Below are 17,056 nucleotides of genomic sequence, written 5' to 3' on the forward strand. Positions count from 1 at the left end.
ACCTCATGGGGCTATCTCACCGGTAGAAGAACGGAGTTAAGAATCCGCAGGCGCCTCGGAACGAGAGCTCGCCGGCGGAGACTTTACGCCCTTGGCTGTGGTAGCCTTAGCCGGCTGCGCCTTAGCATGTGTCTTCGCTGCTACCTTTGCGATAGTCGAAGGGCGCAGACCATTCTCTCGCGCATAATCGAGTAGCTTTTCACGCAAAATCCGGCGGCCACGATGCAGACGAGACATCACCGTGCCCATGGGGATATCCAGAATCTCCGCAATATCCTTGTACGCGAAACCCTCCACATCGGAGTAGTACACCACCATGCGGAAATCCTCAGACAGCTCGTTCAGAGCCTCACGAACCTCCGTATTCGGCAGGGCGCTCAGCGCCTCCGCCTCAGCAGAACGCAGACCTACCGCATCATGCTCGCCGGCCTGAGCTAGCTGCCAATCCTCCACCGTCTCACCTTGAGACTGCTGCGGCTCACGTTTACGCTTACGGTACAGATTGATGTACGTATTCGTCAGGATGCGGTACAGCCACGCTTTCAGGTTCGTACCCTCGGTGAACTGGTGGTACGAGGCAAAAGCCTTCATATAGGTTTCCTGCACCAAGTCTTCAGCATCGGCAGAGTTGCGGCTCATCCGCAGGGCGGCAGCGTAGAGCTGATCCACATACTGCATAGCATCCGCGGTAAAGCGTTCGCGCAGCTCGCGGGTATCCGCCGCGGTGTTGGTTTCAGCCATGTTTCTCCTCTACAGGAACGCGCCAGGCGTTCACATCCATAACGTAGAATTCTTCTCTTTATTCCGCAGAACACCCACAAACATCTACGGGTAAAGCAAAACCCCGGGTCCGAATAATATCCGAAACGCCGGGGTTTTAAAGTGTATACAAGATACCTTATGCGTTGGGGCGCTTACCGTGGTTTGCGCCGCCCTTACGACGGTCCTTGCGCTTACGACCGCGCTTGCTCATCAGAGCCTCCTTATAGTGTTCATGGATGCACGCCCCACCTTCGCGGTGCGCGCTCCCTATTACCTGCCCTAGCAGAGGCGGCCACCGAAAACCGGTGGCCCACGCTATAAGGGCAACGCCGTCTATTTTTTCATAGAAACGGCATGATTGCATCTTGGAACCGGGATATGAGCTAAAAAACACGAACTTTCTTCGCATCAACTCGCAGTCCCAGCCGGGGGAGCAGGCTCTTAGCCGTGCTCAGGAATGTTCAGCCAGTTGTACCAACCGCGGTGCAGAACCAGCCACGCCATCAGACCGTAACCGGACTGACCCGGGCGACCATCATTTGCAGCAAGATCGTTGCGCCACTGCTCATGGTGAAGCAGCGGGTTGAACGTATCCACGTACACGTGGTTACGGCGGGTCACCACATCCGCGTATGCCGCCGACAGGTCAGCGATACGGCGGTTACGCTCAGCGTCCAGGGTCGGCGGCGGACCAACAACCAGAACCTTAATGTTGTTCTGCGACGCCATGTCCACAATGTTTGCCAGGTTCAAACGCGAACGAGCGCTGGTCAGACCCAAATCAATGTCAAAGGTCGACGGAGCAATAATGAGGCGGTTATCAGCACCGGGAACGAAGCGGCGGCGCGCCTCCTCAAACCAGCGTGCATTCAGCTGCTCGCTACCTTCATTGGGCGCGGCAAGGTTATATGCCGCAATGGATGCAGTGGTCTGCGGGGTGCGCGCCATAACACGGCCAAACCAGCCGAGGGTACGGGGGTCGCCAACACCGGCGAGCAGGTCATCGCCGACTGCCACAATTCGAATATTGCGTTGCTCCACGGAATTCTTTCTTCAGCAGGATGCGCCCGCCGTAGAGGCGGCAAGGCACGTGAGTAATAGTCTTCATATCTAGGATAAGCGCTATTGAGCCTCTTTTCGAACTTAATATCCTCTCCGGTAAGTATCTGAGACTAAAAAACCCGTCTTCGCACCAGAAACATCTGATGGGAAGACGGGTTTTGAAGAGCTAAAACCTTAGCTGCTTAGCCGCAGAAGACCTTAGCCTTCGAAGACCTGGTTGAACAGGGCCTCAGCCTCAGCAGTGTGCAGCTTACCGGTACCAGCAGCCGGGGAAGCCGCAGCAGCACGGGAAGCAAGACGCACGCGGCGGTCCAGCAACGGCAACAGGTTCACTGCCATGAACGGCCACTGACCCTGGTTAGCGGGCTCGTCCTGAGCCCACACAATGTCGGTAGCGTTCGAGTACAGAGCCAGCTGCTCCTTGATCTCCTGCTCGGGCAGCGGGTACAGCTGCTCCACCGAGACAATAGCGGTCTTGGTGTCGCCGCGGCGCTCGCGCTCTGCCTCCAGATCGTAGTAGAGACGACCGGAAACAAAGACCAGACGCTCAACCTGAGCCGGGTTGATGCCCGAACGGTCACCAATCACCGGCTGGAACGAACCCTCAGTGAAGTCCTCAATCGAGGATGCAGCAGCCTTCAGACGCAACAGCTGCTTGGGGCTGATCACCACCAGCGGCTTGTACGGACGGTGCTGAGCATGACGACGCAGCAGGTGGAAGTGCGAAGCCGGGGTCGACGGGCAAGCCACAGTCATGTTGTTTTCAGCGCACAGCTGCAGGTAACGCTCAACACGAGCCGAGGAGTGGTCAGGACCCTGACCCTCGTAGCCGTGAGGAAGCAGCATAACCAGCGAGGAACGCTGACCCCACTTCTGCTCGGAGGAGGACACGAATTCGTCAATGATGGTCTGAGCACCGTTTGCGAAGTCACCGAACTGAGCCTCCCACACCACGAGCGAGTCGGGGCGCTCTACCGAGTAGCCGTACTCGAAGCCGAGAACGCCGTACTCAGAGAGGAAAGAGTTGTAGATACGGAACTTGCCCTGATCCTCAGAGAGGTGCTCCAGCGGCGACCATTCCTCATCAGTGATGTGGTCGTGCAGAACAGCGTGACGCTGAACGAAGGTACCGCGCTGAACATCCTGACCGCTCATACGAACGTCGGTGCCCTCCATCAGCAGCGAACCGAAGGCGAGCAGTTCGCCCATACCCCAGTTCACGTTGCCGCTACGGCCCATCTCAACGCGCTGGTCCATGAGCTTCTTTAGCTTCTTGTGGATGGTGAAGCCCTCGGGAGCCTTACCGAACGCGTCAGCGATGTGCTGCAGAGTGTCGCGGGAGATTGCAGTCTTACCGGAGTGAACGACCTCGGTATTCTGCTGGGATGCGGGCAGTTCCAGACCGGAAACATGTGCGCCAGCAGGAGCCGGTGCCGAAGACTGAGTCTCGACGAAGATAGCGTCCAGCTTCGAGTGGTAGGAGTTCAGAACTTCGTCTGCCTCTTCCTGAGAGACATCGCCACGACCGACCAAATCCTGTGCGTACAGGGTGCGGGTCGAGGGCAGGACGTCAATATCCTGGTACATCTTCGGCTGGGTCATCGACGGATCGTCAGCCTCGTTGTGACCGCGGCGGCGGTAGCAAATCAGGTCAATGACAACGTCGCAACCGAAGCGCTCACGGTACTCGAATGCCAGGCGTGCGGCGCGAACTACAGCATCTGGATCATCAGCGTTGACGTGGAAGACCGGAGCCTTGGTCATACGCGCAATGTCGGAGGCGTGGGTTGCGGTGCGGCCATCGTTCGGCAGGGTAGTGAAGCCAATCTGGTTGTTCACCACAACGTGCAGGGTACCGCCGGTGGTGTAGGCCTTCAGACCAGCCATCTGCAGGGTCTCCATGACGATGCCCTGGCCCGCGAACGCTGCGTCACCGTGAATCAGGATCGGCAGGACCGGGTGGCCTTCAATGCCCTGCTCGCGGTAGACGTCCTGCTTAGCGCGGACGATGCCCTCGAGTACGGTATTTGCAGCCTCAAGGTGCGAGGGGTTAGCAGCCACGTACACCTGGGTCTGCTTACCGGAATCCGAGGTGAAGACACCCTCGGTACCGAGGTGGTACTTCACGTCACCGGAGCCGCCCTCGTAAGGTGCTGCGGTGCCGGAGAACTCACGGAAAATCTGAGCGTAGGACTTACCGGCAATGTTGGTCAGCACGTTCAGGCGACCGCGGTGTGCCATACCAATCGCAACGCCCTTTAGGTCGTTGTTAGCGGCCTTGTCCAGAACAGCGTCCAGCAGCGGAATCAGGGACTCGCCGCCCTCCAGGGAGAAACGCTTCTGGCCCAGGTACTTGGTCTGCAGGAAGTTTTCAAACGCCTCAGCCTCAACCAGCTTGGAAAGAACACGCAACTGCTCCTCACGGGTGGGCTTAGCGGCACCGCGCTCCAGACGTTCCTGGAACCATGCACGAACCTCGGGGTCCTCAGAGTACATGTACTCAACGGACAGAGAACCGGAGTATGCCTCGTGCAGGCGCTCCAGGATGGTGCGCAGCGGAAGACGCTCAGAACCGCCAAAGCCACCGGTCGGGTAGACACGGTCCAGATCCCACAGGGTCAGGCCGTAGTTCTCCAGCTTCAGGTCCGGGTGCGAACGCATCTTGTAACCAACGGGGTTGGTTGCTGCGGTCAGGTGGCCGTGCACACGGTAAGCGTGAATCAGCTGCTGAATACGTGCAACCTTGGAAATTTCCTGAGCGTCATCGACGTGGTTGTCGCGGGCCCAACGAACCGGCTCGAAAGGAACCTTCAGATCGCGGAAGATTGCATCGTAGAAGTCGTCGCCGCCGAGTAGGTAGTGCTCAACCAGCTTCAGGAACTCACCGGAACCTGCACCCTGAATGACGCGGTGGTCGTAGGTGTTGGTCAGGGTGATGATCTTGGATAGGCCCTGCTGAGTGATGAGCTTCTCGGACAGGCCGCGGAACTCAGCCGGGTACTCCAAAGCACCCACACCAATGATGGCCGCCTGGCCCTTGGAGAGGCGGGGCACCGAGTGGACGGTACCAATACCACCGGGGTTGGTCAGCGAAACAGTGGTGCCGCGGAAGTCCTCAATGGTCAGCGCGCCATTACGGCCACGCTTAACGATGTCGTTGTACGCATCCCAGAACTCGCGGAAGCTCAGCTGTTCAGCACCCTTCAGGTTCGGAACAACCAGGTTGCGGGAACCATCGGGGCGGGGCAGGTCAATAGCCAGACCAAAGTTCACGTGTGCGTTGTGGATTGCAACGGGCTTGCCCTTCTCATCCACACCGTAGGTCACGTTCATCGAAGGCATCGCTGCTACCGCGCGAATTACTGCGTAACCGATGATGTGAGTGAAGGAGACCTTGCCGCCACGGGTACTTGCCAGGTACTTGTTGATGGCAGTGCGGTTCTCAATGAGCAACTTTGCGGGGACCGCACGAACGGTGGTTGCGGTGGGGACAGTCAGCGACTCTTCCATGGTCGTGACGACTGCCTTAGCAGGGCCGCGGAGGGGGACAATCTTGTCTTCAACAGGTTCCACAGGTTCAGCCTTCTTGGTAGCAGCGGGAGGGGTGGGGGTAGCAGGCGCAGCCGCAGGCTTCGGTGCCGCGGGAGCTGGAGGTGTTACAGGTGCAGCAGGTACAGCGGGTGCCGCAGCAGGAGCTGCACTAGTGGTACCGGCGCCTCCCAGCGCCTTATCGATGGTCTCAAAAATGGGCCACCATGAATGGTCCACGAGGTTCTTGTCCTTCTGGTAACGCTCGTACTGTTCTTCAACGAACCATTCGTTACCGGCAAATTCCTCAGGAACCAGATGTTCTGGCAGATTTGGCACGTTATAACGCCTCTTCCAATTAGTGTGAATTTATCCGTCGCGTCCGGGGCTCGCCCGGCATAGACGACCCGCGTCTTCGAGGGGCGAATCATCACGCTGAGCATGTGCGCATCGCCTTTGGTGGCTGTTGTGTGTGCGGGTGTGCACCGTACCAACCTGCCTAGCGTGCCGTGAACGTCGGGGTTCATCCGCTTGCATGGCGGCACACTCATGCTCCTATGTATAAGTGTAAAGAGAAGCACGGTGAACTTTCCAGCTCATCGCGCTATATCCGCAATGCAATTTTTTACTCTTGCTGATTTGCTATGAGCCGTATGCATAACAATCTCAGTCTTGCACTTGTGAGCAGGCGCTCTAAGGCATCTGGAAGAGATGAAACCTTCGCTAAAATATGGGGTATGGATGACCCTTTGAGTAAGACTCTGACTACTAGTCAATGCAGAATACTGCCAGCACACGCTGCGCCCTATGGCATCAGCGCACCCGAAAATAGCCCCTCCTCGGGCGCTCAGCATCTGGACAAGATGCCTGTTGAATCTCTACGCCAGAACCAGCACAGCGCAAATTACCCCGTGGAGGCGGTGACTGCGTGGATCTGATACTCCTACTCATCGGTCTACTCCTCATCCTGGGTACCGGCTTCTTTGTCGCCGTAGAGTTCTCCCTCGTGGCACTCGAAACTGCGACCGTGCAGCAGGCAAAAGACTCCGGCGATAAAGCCGCAGACGCTGTCCTGCGTTGCCTCAAAACCCTCTCCACTCAGCTGTCCAGCTGCCAGATTGGCATCACCATCACCACGCTGCTGACCGGCTACACTCTCGATTCCGCCATCAAGGCGCTCACCACCGGTGTAATCAACAGCATGGGGTTGCCCAGCAGCGTGACCGATATGCTCACCCTGCTGCTGGCAATGCTCGTCGCAACCCTGCTGTCCATGATTATTGGCGAGCTGTTGCCCAAGGGCCTCGCCATTGCTACCCCCTACACCGTGGCACGCCGAGTTGCCCCCGCACAGCTGGCATTCACCCGGGTCATGTCCCCACTCGTGCGCCTCATGAACGGCTCCGCCAACTGGATCCTCGGACGCTTCGGCATGGAAGCCAAAGAAGAGCTCTCCGCGGCACGCACCCCCGAAGAGCTCTCCTCCATGGTGCGCCGCTCCGCAGAAGAAGGCACCCTTGACTCCGACACGGCACGCTTTGTAGACCGCACCCTGCGCTTCTCCGAGCTGACCGCCTCCGAAGTGATGACCTCGCGCGGGCAGGTCGCCATGCTCGAAGACACCGCCCCCGTTACCGAAGTCATCAAGCTGGCACGCTCCACCGGCCACTCCCGATTCCCCCTTTACAAGGGCGACCATGACAACATTGTGGGCGTCGTGCACGTGAAGAAGGCAGTCGGTGTGCCCCCGGAGGTCCGCGAAACCCTTGAAGCCGGCGCCCTCGCAGAAGACGTGCTGCAGGTGCCCGAAACCCTGCACCTGGACACGCTGCTCACCCGGCTGCGCCAGGGCGCCCTGCAGCTTGCCGTGGTCCTCGACGAATACGGCGGAACCGCGGGCATCGCAACCCTTGAAGACCTCGTCGAAGAAATCGTCGGCGAAGTCTCCGACGAACACGACCGCGGCCGCACCGAACGCCCCCTACGCTACGGCAACGGCGACTGGGTGTTCTCCGGTCTGCGCCGCCCCGACGAAATCAACACCCTTATCCCCGGGCTCGAGGTTGAGGAAAGCCCCGAATATGAAACCGTCGGCGGCTTTATGATGGAACGGCTCGGTCGCATCCCCGAAGTAGGCGACAGCGTCCCCGTACCCGGCGGCACCCTGCGCGTGGACACCCTCGAAGGCCGCCGCGTGGACCGCATCCGATTCACCCCCGCACCTAGTGCGCAGGAACAGACCGAAAAGGGAGGCAAAGCATGAACGACTGGGTAGCCATAGCACTGCTCATCATCCTGCTCGCCGGAAACGCCTTCTTCGTCGCCGGTGAATTCGCCATTATGTCCACCCGACGAGCACAAATCGAACCGCTCGCCGAAGAAGGCAATAAACGAGCGCAGACCGTCATCTACGCGCTAGAAAATGTCTCGCTCATGCTCGCCACCTGCCAGCTGGGCATCACCATCTGCTCCCTGCTGATCCTGAACGTTTCAGAACCGGCGCTGCACCACATGCTGGAGGTGCCCCTGCACCTGGTCGGCTTGCCCCACACAATCGTGGATGTGCTCGCCTTCGGTATCACCCTGATCTTGGTCACTTACCTGCACGTGATTTTCGGCGAGATGGTTCCCAAGAATGCCGCCGTGACCCTCGCCGCCCGCGGTGTGGCTCTCTGGATCGTGCCGACTCTGGTGACCGTCTCCAAAATTTTCGCCCCCGTGGTTGCCCTGCTGAACAATCTGTCCAATAAGCTGTTGGCGCTCATGAAGGTCGAAGCGAAGGACGAAGTCGCCTCCACCTTCACCCTGGGTGAGCTGCAGACCATCGTGGCAACCTCAACCGCGGAAGGCACAGTGGAGGACGACGCAGGCGTGATTGAAAGCGCTCTCGAATTCACCGAGAAGGACGTCTACGAAATCATGGTGCCCGGCGATAAACTCGTCACCCTGCCCTTCGGCAGTACCCCAGCCGAGCTGGAACGTGCCGTGGCACGCAGCGGCTACTCCCGCTTCGTCATTGCCGACAGCGACGGAACTTACATGGGCTACCTGCACGTGAAGGACGCCCTCGCCATCGCCTCCGAACGGTTCGATGAGCCCTTCCCCTGGTACAAGCTGCGTTCCCTGGACACGCTCACCCCGACCACCGATATTGATGACGCGCTCGCCTCCATGCAGCGTAGCCGAACCCATATCGCGCAGGTTATGGATGAGCATGGCGTAACCCTCGGCGTGGTCTTCCTCGAAGATGTGCTGGAGGAGCTCGTCGGCGAAATCAACGACACCACCCAGGACGCGGTGCGTGAGCGTGTGCGCCGACAGCAGTCGCGTAAAGCCCAATAACCGCATCGTGAGATACCCCGAGTAAAACAGGGGAATCTTGAACACACAGCCCGCCCGGCACTCTCGTGAAGAAGAGCGCGGGGTGGGCTGTTTTACTGCCAAAAACGGTTGATGGTGGTACGTAAGAGGTAGTCTCAGGGGGCGGTATGAAGCGGCATTGGGGGAGCGGAATGGGCCTGGCTATATATCCCTGCTCCATAAGCTCCTGACAGAGAAATGAGCCGCCCAACATCACCTCAATGAGACCAATAATGAGACCAATAAAGAGTTGTTTATACGGGTGTGCTCATGATGTAGTTAAGAAACCTACAGAACAGAACGAAGCGAAAGAGAGCCCATATGTCGTACCCGAAGATTACCCGTAAGCACTTCCTCACCGCAATGGGCTCACTCGCTGCATCCTCCCTGCTGCTGGCAGGCTGCGCAACCGAGAACAACACCTCCTCCAGTTCATCCTCCTCGGCTGGTTCCAAAGGCAAGGTCAAGGTTGTCGCCTCCACCGACGTCTACGCAGATATCGCTAAGCAGATTGGCGGCGAATACATTGAGGTGACCGCGCTGATTGCCTCCACCAGCACCGACCCCCACTCCTATGAAGCCACCAGCGCCGACCGCCTTAAGGCAAAGGACGCATCCCTAATCGTCATCAACGGCGCAGGCTACGACCTGTTCCTTGAAGACCTCGCGGGCAAGGATAACACCTCCCAGAAGATTGTGAACGCGGTCAAGATCAGCGGTAAGCTCACCGACGCCGAATACACCCACCTGGTCGAGGACCACCGCGGCGGTGAACATCATGAAGACGGCGACGACCACGCCCACGCACACGAATTCAACGAGCACCTCTGGTACGACTTCGAAACCATGAAGAAAATCGCCCAGCAGATCGCTGAAGAGCTTGCAGGCCTCGACTCCGCACATGCTGAGGTGTTCCGCACCAACGCATCCACCTTCGCCAAGGAACTGGACGCACTGGATGCAGCAGCTAAGGCAATCGCCGGTGAGGGTAAGAAGTACCTGTCCACCGAGCCCGTACCGGACTATCTGATTTCCTCCACCGGCGCAGAGAACGCAACCCCCAGCGAATTCGTTGAGGCGGCCGAAGCCGGCAATGACGTTCCCGCCCTCGTCCTGAAGGAAACCAAGGACATGGTCACCGAGAAGAAGGTCCAGCTACTCGCATACAACGAGCAGACCTCTACCTCCCAGACCAATGAGGTGCTACAGGCAGCTAAGGACGCCTCGGTGAACTACGTATCCTTCACCGAAACCCTGCCGGAGAACACCAACTACCTGGCATGGATGAAGACCAACGTCAGCAACCTCGAAAAGGCGCTCTCCTAAGTGACTGGCAACAATAACGGTGCCACCCCCGCGATTTCTATTCGCGGGGGTAACCTCGCTTTCGGGGCCCGCACCCTCTGGAAAGATCTAACCCTCGACATCGGTGCAGGCGAATACTTCGCCGTGCTCGGACCCAACGGCTCCGGTAAGTCCACCTTCCTCAAAGTCGTTCTCGGTCTGACCGGACTCAACGCCGGCGAAATCTCTGTGCTCGGCAAGCCCGCACGCCTGGGCAACGCCGGAGTCGGCTACGTACCGCAACAGAAGTCCATCCCTACCTCCACCCCGATGCGCGCCCGCGACCTGGTGGGACTTGGCGTGGACGGGCCCCGCTGGGGCATCCGCCTGCACGGCCGAAAATACCGCGCCAAGGTGGACGAGCTCCTCGAAGCCGTCGGCGCGACCGAATACGCGAACGTGCCGGTGGGCCTTCTCTCCGGCGGTGAGCAGCAGCGCCTGCGTATTGCTCAGGCGCTCGCGAACGACCCGAAAATTCTGCTGGCTGACGAGGCACTCCTCTCCCTGGACCTCAACCACCAGTACGCGGTGGCTGAGCTGATTCACCGTTTCAATCGTGAACGCGGCGTGGCGGTAGTGTTCGTGACCCACGAGATTAACCCCATCATTGAGCATGTGGATCGTGTCCTCTACTTGGCGAATGGCCGTTTCACGGTCGGCTCGGTGGAAGAGGTTATGACCAGCGAGACCCTCACTTCCCTGTACGGAACCCCGGTGAGCGTGCTCAAATCCAACGGCCGCTATGTGGTGGTGGGTGAGACTCACGCCAGCGACCACTGCCATCTTGTGGGCACCGACCAGAACAGTCATGGCTCTCACCTGAAGTCTGGTCTTTCTGAACCGCAGCGCACCCTACACCTTCCGGGAGGAACCACTCGATGACCATTCTTGCTTTCCTCCCTGCTCTGGCTCCGGTTGCCGTCGCGCAGAATGATTTGCTCTCCCGTATCTTCGTCTTTGACCGCTACGGTGAGCTGCTGCAGATGCTGCAGAACTCTATTTTTGCTGGCGTTGTTCTGGGCCTTATCGGCGGTTTCGTCGGTATTTTCGTGATGATGCGCGACCACGCCTTTGCGGTGCACGGCATCTCTGAAATGTCTTTCGCTGGTGCCGCCCTTGCCCTGTTGCTCGGCTATGACGTGGTGACCGGCTCCATGGTTGGTTCGATTGCCTCGGCTCTGCTGATTGCCTTTTTGGGCTCTAAGGCGAGTAACTCGAACTCGGTGATTGGTGCACTCATGCCGTTCGGCTTGGGCTTGGGTATTCTCTTCCTCTCCCTGTACCAGGGTCGTAGCGCCAATAAGTTTGGTCTGCTGACCGGTCAGATTGTGTCTGTGGATGCTGACCAGCTGCACACCATGATTATTGGTGCGGTGGTTATTATTTCCCTGCTGGTGATGGTGTGGCGTCCGCTGAGCTTCGCCTCCCTGGACCCGGAGGTCGCGCGCGCTAAGGGCGTGCCGATGCGCTTTTTGTCCCTGGTGTTCATGGTGATTCTGGGTATTGCTGTGGCGCTGTCGGTGCAGGTAGTCGGTTCGCTGCTGGTGCTGGCGCTACTGATTACTCCGGCGGCTGCGGCGATGCAGGTGACTGCCTCTCCGGTACGCACCCTGATCCTGTCGGTGCTGTTTGCGGAGGCGTCCATTGTGGGTGGTATTCTGCTGGCTCTTGCCGGTTCCCTGCCCATTAGCCCCTACGTGACCAGTATTTCCTTCCTAATTTATGTGGTGTGCCGTGTGATTGGTGGTGTGAAGCGTCGCCATAGCGCGTCGGGCCGTCAGCTGACTGAGAAGGCATAGAACCTATAAGAAAGAGCCCCGCCTCAGGAATGAGGTGGGGCTCTTTCATTGTCGTGCATGGGTGCCGCGGTGAAAGGGGGGGGTGTCCCGGTGCGGCGGGGGCTTAGTATGTGTGGTGTTGTCTTGTACAGATGCCCTGTGTGTCGTGCTGTCGCGGCGTCAAAGATCTTTGAAGGCGCCGTTTCCTTCGTTGAGAAGGTTTTCCCTGGATGGGGATAGCTCCTCAGAATGAGGGGCTTAGAGGTTGCGGCTTAGCCTGCAACATTAGCGTGCAGCGCCGCCCTGCGATTCTTCCTGGCGACGTGCTAAAGTGCAGTCCGGGCAGTAGCCGGTCACTTCTACCACATGCTCCAGCTCCGAGAAGCCGTATTGCTTGCCCATCGCCAGCGCCCAGTCCTCGAGGGCGGGTGCTTCCAGCTCAATGGCTGTGCCGCATCGGCGGCAGAGCAGGTGGTGGTGGTGATCTTTCACCTGGCAGTGGCGGTACAGGGTCTCACCTTCAATGCCCTTGACCGAGTCGAGCTCGCCGGCGTTAGCCAGCGACTGCAGTACACGGTAGGTGGTTGCGAGAGAGACCTGTTCCTTGCGGTTCGCGAGCATCAGGTGCAGATCCTGTGCTGAGATGAAATCGCCGAGCTCTTCCATGGTCGCTTTGATGATGCGACGCTGGCGGGTATTTCGGGCTTCGGCGGGCTTCGTAATTCTCCGTACGGGAATATGAGTGTCCATTGCTGAACCTTTCGGGGCGGACCTCCGCCCCATTGTGTGGTCGATCTTGTCTTACGACTTTACACTAGAGGCGTTCAAAAGGTGGGTGATTTGCGCTTTATTCCAAAAGGTGAAGTCACCAACAGGCATGAATGAGGGTTAACGGTAGACTAAAACTATGAAAATGACGAAGTACACCCACTCATGTATCCGCCTTGAGAATGAGGGGCACACCCTCGTTCTTGACCCCGGTAACTTTGCTGTTGAAGGCGAACATGTCACCGTGCTGGAAGGCGCGGATTACCTGTTCGTGACCCACGCGCATCCGGACCATTTTGATGAACCGTCGGTGCTGCCGCTGATTGCTCAGCGCGCCGAATCGCAGAACCCGTTGAAGATTTGGGCTCCCGAGGCTGTCGCCCAGGTTATTAAGGAGGCTGTGCCTGCTGCCGAGGTTACCGTTGTTTCCTCTGATTCTGAGTTCAGCATCCCCGGTTTTGAGGTGAAGACCTACGGCGGTCAGCACGCCCTGATTCACCCGCTGATTCAGATGATCGCCAATGTTGGTTACCTGATTAACGGTGCCGTGTACCACCCAGGTGATTCACTGGTGGTTCCTCACCGGGTGCGTGCAAATACCGTCCTGGTGCCGATTCATGCCCCCTGGTCGAAGGTTCAGGAAGTCATCGATTTTGTGATTGCGACCGGCGCGCAGCGTGTGGTTCCGATTCACAACGGCATGATTAACCAGAACGGTACCGGCATTATTGAGGGCCTGGTGACGAATTTCGGTGCGAAGTACGGTACTGAGCTGAAGCATCTAAACCCCGGTGAGAGTATTGAGGTTCAGGCATAGAGTCTGAATTTTGAGATTCAAACGCGCTGATGACGGCGCATGAAGGAGAGTATCGTGAGCACGATTTTTACTAAGATTATTGATGGCGAAATCCCGGGTCGTTTCGTCTGGAAGGATGACCAGTGCGTGGCGTTCATGGATATCATGCCTCTGTCGGAAGGTCACCTACTGCTCGTTCCCCGCGCTGAGATTGACCGTTGGCCCGATCTGCCGGCTGAACTGGCAGCGCACCTGTTTGCTGTAGCGCACAAGATTTCTGGTGCCCTGGATCAGGCGTTTGATAAGGACCGTGTGGCTCTGATGATTGCGGGCTTCGACGTGCCGCATACCCACATCCACCTGTTCCCAGCTGACGGCATGGCTGATTACGATCCGGCTAATGCAAAGAAGGACGCAACCACTGAAGAGCTGGATGCGGCCGCCGAGAAGGTGCGTGCCGCCCTGCGCGAGCGCGGTTACGGTGAGTTTGTGCCCGAGGCGTAAGCGCCGTTTACAGTGCGTATAAACACGAAGGGGCTGTCCTCTACAGATTTGTAGAGGGCAGCCCCTTCGTTGCTATATCCCGGGGGGGGGGAGCTTAGTGCTTTTCAGCCTTAGAAATCTGCTCTGCCAAATCCTCAGGGGAGAGATTAGCGGAGGAGAACTCAGAGGTCAGCGGCAGGTGCAGCTGCAGACCGGTACCGGGGCAAATCTCGACCTTTGCGGAGCGCAGCTTGAAGTCGACCACGTGGCCGCCGCGGGTGCGCTCGTCGTCGATGAAGTGAGCGTGGCAGCCCGGCACCGAAATACCCTGCTCGTAGATGGGTGTACGGAAACCAACAATCGTACCGGTCACGTTGTCAAACTGGACGATGTCTTCATTTTCGGTTGCGTCTACCATCTTCGGGTAGGGCTTTTCCTGCTTCTTCACGGTGCGGGTGCGGACCCATTCGAACTCGCCGTAAATCTTGATGGCGTACATGTAGTTCTTGGAGACGGTGAAGTCATCCAGAATCTGCGAGGCAGACTTACGGAGCAGGTTCTGCGGTAGCTCACGCTTAATCATGGGCACAAAATTAGTGACCACGGCGTAGGGGGTCTGCTGAGTCAGATCCGGCATAGATACGGAACCATCGTGACGCACCTGGTAGCAGACTCCGTCGAGGACGACCATTTCGCCGTCGAGACCGTTGAAGGTACCTACACCGAAGCTGCCGTGGCTCAGGAGTTCACCGATGGTCATCTCACCGTCGTAAATACCGTCCAGCAGCTGGGACATAAGACCGGTCTGAAAAACTTCGTTACGGAAGACAGTTTCACCGTTTAGGATGGTCGGCTGGTAAGCCATGAGAATTCTCCTTGTTGACATTGGAAGTAGCGTCAGACGGGTCGGTCGGTCATCGGCGATACTAGCTTCGGTGTATGAAAAACCCGGATACCTAGTCGAGAGAACACGGCCATGTGATGTCGCTTCTCGCGGAATTCGGAGGTGCCACCGGCCGGACGCTTGCACTTTCATTGTACGCCTGTCTGCGAAAAATTCCGGGACCTGCAAAGATAGTATCTTATAGTATGCTCTCATGCTCTTTGCGTCCGCTATGAGATTTTAGAGCTTCAACAGCATCTCCACATGCCCGATACCGACCTCTGTCCTGCCCACCTCTGCCAATATTTATTAGGTGGGAGCTGACGGCATAAAAAGACTGATGTTTCCTCCGGTTGCAGAACAAAAAAGGGAGGGACCGCCAGCATCAACAGCTTAGCCCTTAGAGCGACTCCAAGCGCAACTAAGACACACGAAGCTCATCGAGGAAGATAAATATTAGACACGAACCGTCACCAAAATGGTTCGGTGAGCCTGCACTCCACAGAATCCCTGCAGATACCCATCAGAACACACAACAATGGCCTATATGCTCCCCCAAGGGAACATATAGGCCATTGCATACTATTCGGAACGTAGCCCTATGCGGGGCCGGGCTCAGAGCTCAAATCTAGAAGCCTGGAATTAGACGCCGTAGTACAGCTGGTACTCAAGCGGGTGCGGAATCAGCGAGAGCGGCTCCAGCTCGTTCTTACGCTTGTAGTCAATCCACGCCTGAATCAGGTCCTCGGTGAAGACACCGCCCTCGAGCAGGAAGTCGTGGTCAGCCTCCAGAGCAGCCAGTGCCTCCTCCAGGTTAGCCGGAGCCTTCTTGATGTCCTTAGCCTCTTCAGCGGGCAGCTCGTACAGGTCCTTATCGATCGGTGCCGGCGGCTCAATGCGGTTACGGATACCGTCCAGACCAGCCATCAGCTGAGCAGCGAACGCGAAGTAGGGGTTAGCGGAGGGGTCCGGTGCACGGAACTCCAGACGCTTAGCCTTCGGGTTGGTACCGGTAATCGGGATGCGGATACCGGCAGAACGGTTACCCTGCGAGTACACCATGTTGATGGGAGCCTCGTAGCCGGGAACCAGACGCTTGTACGAGTTCACGGTCGGGTTAGTGAATGCCAGCACAGCGGAGGAGTGCTCAATCAGACCGCCAATGTACCAGCGTGCAGTGTCAGAGAGGTTAGCGTAGCCGCGCTCATCGTAGAAGAGAGGCTCACCGTCCTGCCACAGCGACTGATGGCAGTGCATACCGGAGCCATTGTCGCCGAAGACGGGCTTAGGCATGAAGGTTACGGACTTGCCCCATGCGTCTGCGGTGCCCTTGATGACGTACTTGAACTTCAGCAAATCGTCAGCTGCCTTGGTGAGGGTATCGAACTTGTAGTTGATTTCTGCCTGGCCGGCTGCGCCCACCTCGTGGTGGCTACGCTCAACCTCAAGACCAACTTCGTCCATTGCTACGCACATTGCGTCACGCAGGTCAGCCTGCTTGTCGACAGGGGAGACGGGGAAGTAGCCGCCCTTGACGGGGGTCTTGTTGCCCAGGTTGCCGCCCTCTTCCTTGCGGCCGGTGTTCCAGGGAGCCTCGTCGGAATCAATCTTGTAGAACACAGAATTCGGCTCAACCTGGTAGCGGACATCCTCGAAGACAAAGAATTCAGCCTCGGATGCGAAGAACGCGGTATCTGCAATGCCGGTGGACTGCAGGTAAGCCTCAGCGCGCTCAGCAACGCCGCGGGGGTCACGGTGGTAGGGCTCGCCGGTGCGGGGGTTCACGATGGAGCAGATGATGACCAGGGTCTTCTCAATGCGGAAGGGGTCAACGTACGCAGACTGAACATCGGGGATCAGCTGCATGTCAGACTCTGCAATGCCCTGGAAGCCGCGGATAGAGGAGCCATCAAAAAGCTGGCCGTTGATGAAGAAATCGTCATCAATTGCCTTAGCGGGCAAGTTGAAATGCTGCTGCACGCCGGGCATGTCGGTGAATCGGATATCAACGAAGACTACTTCTTCGTTCTTGATAAAGTCGAGAACTTCCTGGGGGCTGGTAAACATGAGGACTGCTCCTTGTGCGATTGAACGTAGGGGAGGGTATCTCCCGAGTAACGCGTCAATCTTTGATGTTAGTGTTGGTCGCGGGCAAAACCCTGTGACATATCCAGGATAGTGGTTATTTTTTGCGTATGCGTGACTATCGTGTTTCGGTAATGTTACAAATCTTGGAAAGCTGTTGCGTCAAAGGCAAACCCACAGCGCAAGGCACCAGATAGACACCCTGAT

General features: G+C 57.8%; 14 protein-coding genes. 7 read left to right on the forward strand and 7 right to left on the reverse strand.

Annotated elements, in window-relative coordinates:
• Window positions 1–36 precede the first annotated feature (36 nt).
• From QFX07_RS03035 to QFX07_RS03050, 4 genes are all read right to left on the reverse strand, one after another.
• Window positions 37–741: a sigma-70 family RNA polymerase sigma factor gene (locus QFX07_RS03035; RefSeq protein WP_279754223.1), complete on the reverse strand. Its 705-nt coding sequence runs from the start codon at window positions 739–741 to the stop codon at window positions 37–39.
• Between the two features lie 157 nt (window positions 742–898).
• Entirely contained in the window at window positions 899–973 is a 75-nt protein-coding gene (locus QFX07_RS03040; RefSeq protein WP_095343185.1) for a 50S ribosomal protein bL37, read from the reverse strand.
• Window positions 974–1,203: 230 nt separating this feature from the next.
• The gene (locus QFX07_RS03045) at window positions 1,204–1,803 is read right to left on the reverse strand and encodes a GDSL-type esterase/lipase family protein (RefSeq protein ID WP_005505446.1); all 600 of its coding nucleotides are present in this window, start codon (window positions 1,801–1,803) and stop codon (window positions 1,204–1,206) included.
• Window positions 1,804–2,022: 219 nt separating this feature from the next.
• A complete protein-coding gene (locus QFX07_RS03050; RefSeq protein ID WP_279754222.1) occupies window positions 2,023–5,691 on the reverse strand; it encodes a multifunctional oxoglutarate decarboxylase/oxoglutarate dehydrogenase thiamine pyrophosphate-binding subunit/dihydrolipoyllysine-residue succinyltransferase subunit in 3,669 nt (1,222 codons plus the stop codon).
• 589 nt (window positions 5,692–6,280) lie between these two features.
• Here QFX07_RS03050 and QFX07_RS03055 point away from each other — a divergent pair.
• The 5 genes from QFX07_RS03055 to QFX07_RS03075 all read left to right on the forward strand — a co-directional run bounded on the left by QFX07_RS03055 (window position 6,281) and on the right by QFX07_RS03075 (window position 11,855).
• Window positions 6,281–7,615 (forward strand): hemolysin family protein, encoded by a 1,335-nt coding sequence (locus QFX07_RS03055; RefSeq protein ID WP_279754221.1) that lies wholly within the window; start codon window positions 6,281–6,283, stop codon window positions 7,613–7,615.
• A complete protein-coding gene (locus tag QFX07_RS03060; protein ID WP_279754220.1) occupies window positions 7,612–8,694 on the forward strand; it encodes a hemolysin family protein in 1,083 nt (360 codons plus the stop codon). The genes QFX07_RS03055 and QFX07_RS03060 overlap by 4 nt, the downstream gene beginning before the upstream one ends.
• A 339-nt stretch (window positions 8,695–9,033) precedes the next feature.
• Window positions 9,034–10,038, forward strand: a complete 1,005-nt coding sequence (locus tag QFX07_RS03065; RefSeq protein ID WP_279754219.1) for a metal ABC transporter solute-binding protein, Zn/Mn family — start codon at window positions 9,034–9,036, stop codon at window positions 10,036–10,038.
• Entirely contained in the window at window positions 10,039–10,938 is a 900-nt protein-coding gene (locus QFX07_RS03070) for a metal ABC transporter ATP-binding protein (RefSeq protein WP_279754218.1), read from the forward strand.
• Entirely contained in the window at window positions 10,935–11,855 is a 921-nt protein-coding gene (locus tag QFX07_RS03075) for a metal ABC transporter permease (protein WP_279754217.1), read from the forward strand. The genes QFX07_RS03070 and QFX07_RS03075 overlap by 4 nt, the downstream gene beginning before the upstream one ends.
• 264 nt (window positions 11,856–12,119) lie before the next feature.
• Here the strand turns inward: QFX07_RS03075 and QFX07_RS03080 are convergent, their stop codons facing one another.
• Window positions 12,120–12,584: a Fur family transcriptional regulator gene (locus QFX07_RS03080; RefSeq protein WP_279754215.1), complete on the reverse strand. Its 465-nt coding sequence runs from the start codon at window positions 12,582–12,584 to the stop codon at window positions 12,120–12,122.
• A 157-nt stretch (window positions 12,585–12,741) separates the two neighbouring features.
• On the opposite strand from QFX07_RS03080, the gene QFX07_RS03085 reads away from it, so the two are divergent.
• Together QFX07_RS03085 and QFX07_RS03090 are read left to right on the forward strand one after the other, a co-directional pair.
• Complete coding sequence (locus tag QFX07_RS03085; RefSeq protein WP_279754214.1) at window positions 12,742–13,419, forward strand: MBL fold metallo-hydrolase; 678 nt, start codon at window positions 12,742–12,744, stop codon at window positions 13,417–13,419.
• A gap of 54 nt (window positions 13,420–13,473) precedes the next feature.
• Window positions 13,474–13,902, forward strand: coding sequence for an HIT family protein (locus tag QFX07_RS03090; protein WP_279740332.1), 429 nt, complete (start codon window positions 13,474–13,476; stop codon window positions 13,900–13,902).
• Window positions 13,903–13,996: 94 nt separating this feature from the next.
• Here the strand turns inward: QFX07_RS03090 and budA are convergent, their stop codons facing one another.
• Complete coding sequence (gene budA, locus QFX07_RS03095; protein ID WP_279754213.1) at window positions 13,997–14,746, reverse strand: acetolactate decarboxylase; 750 nt, start codon at window positions 14,744–14,746, stop codon at window positions 13,997–13,999.
• Window positions 14,747–15,406: 660 nt separating this feature from the next.
• Window positions 15,407–16,831, reverse strand: coding sequence for a type I glutamate--ammonia ligase (glnA, locus tag QFX07_RS03100; protein ID WP_279740329.1), 1,425 nt, complete (start codon window positions 16,829–16,831; stop codon window positions 15,407–15,409).
• Window positions 16,832–17,056 lie beyond the last annotated feature (225 nt).

The organism is Rothia similimucilaginosa (assembly GCF_029850985.2).
Lineage (GTDB): Bacteria > Actinomycetota > Actinomycetes > Actinomycetales > Micrococcaceae > Rothia.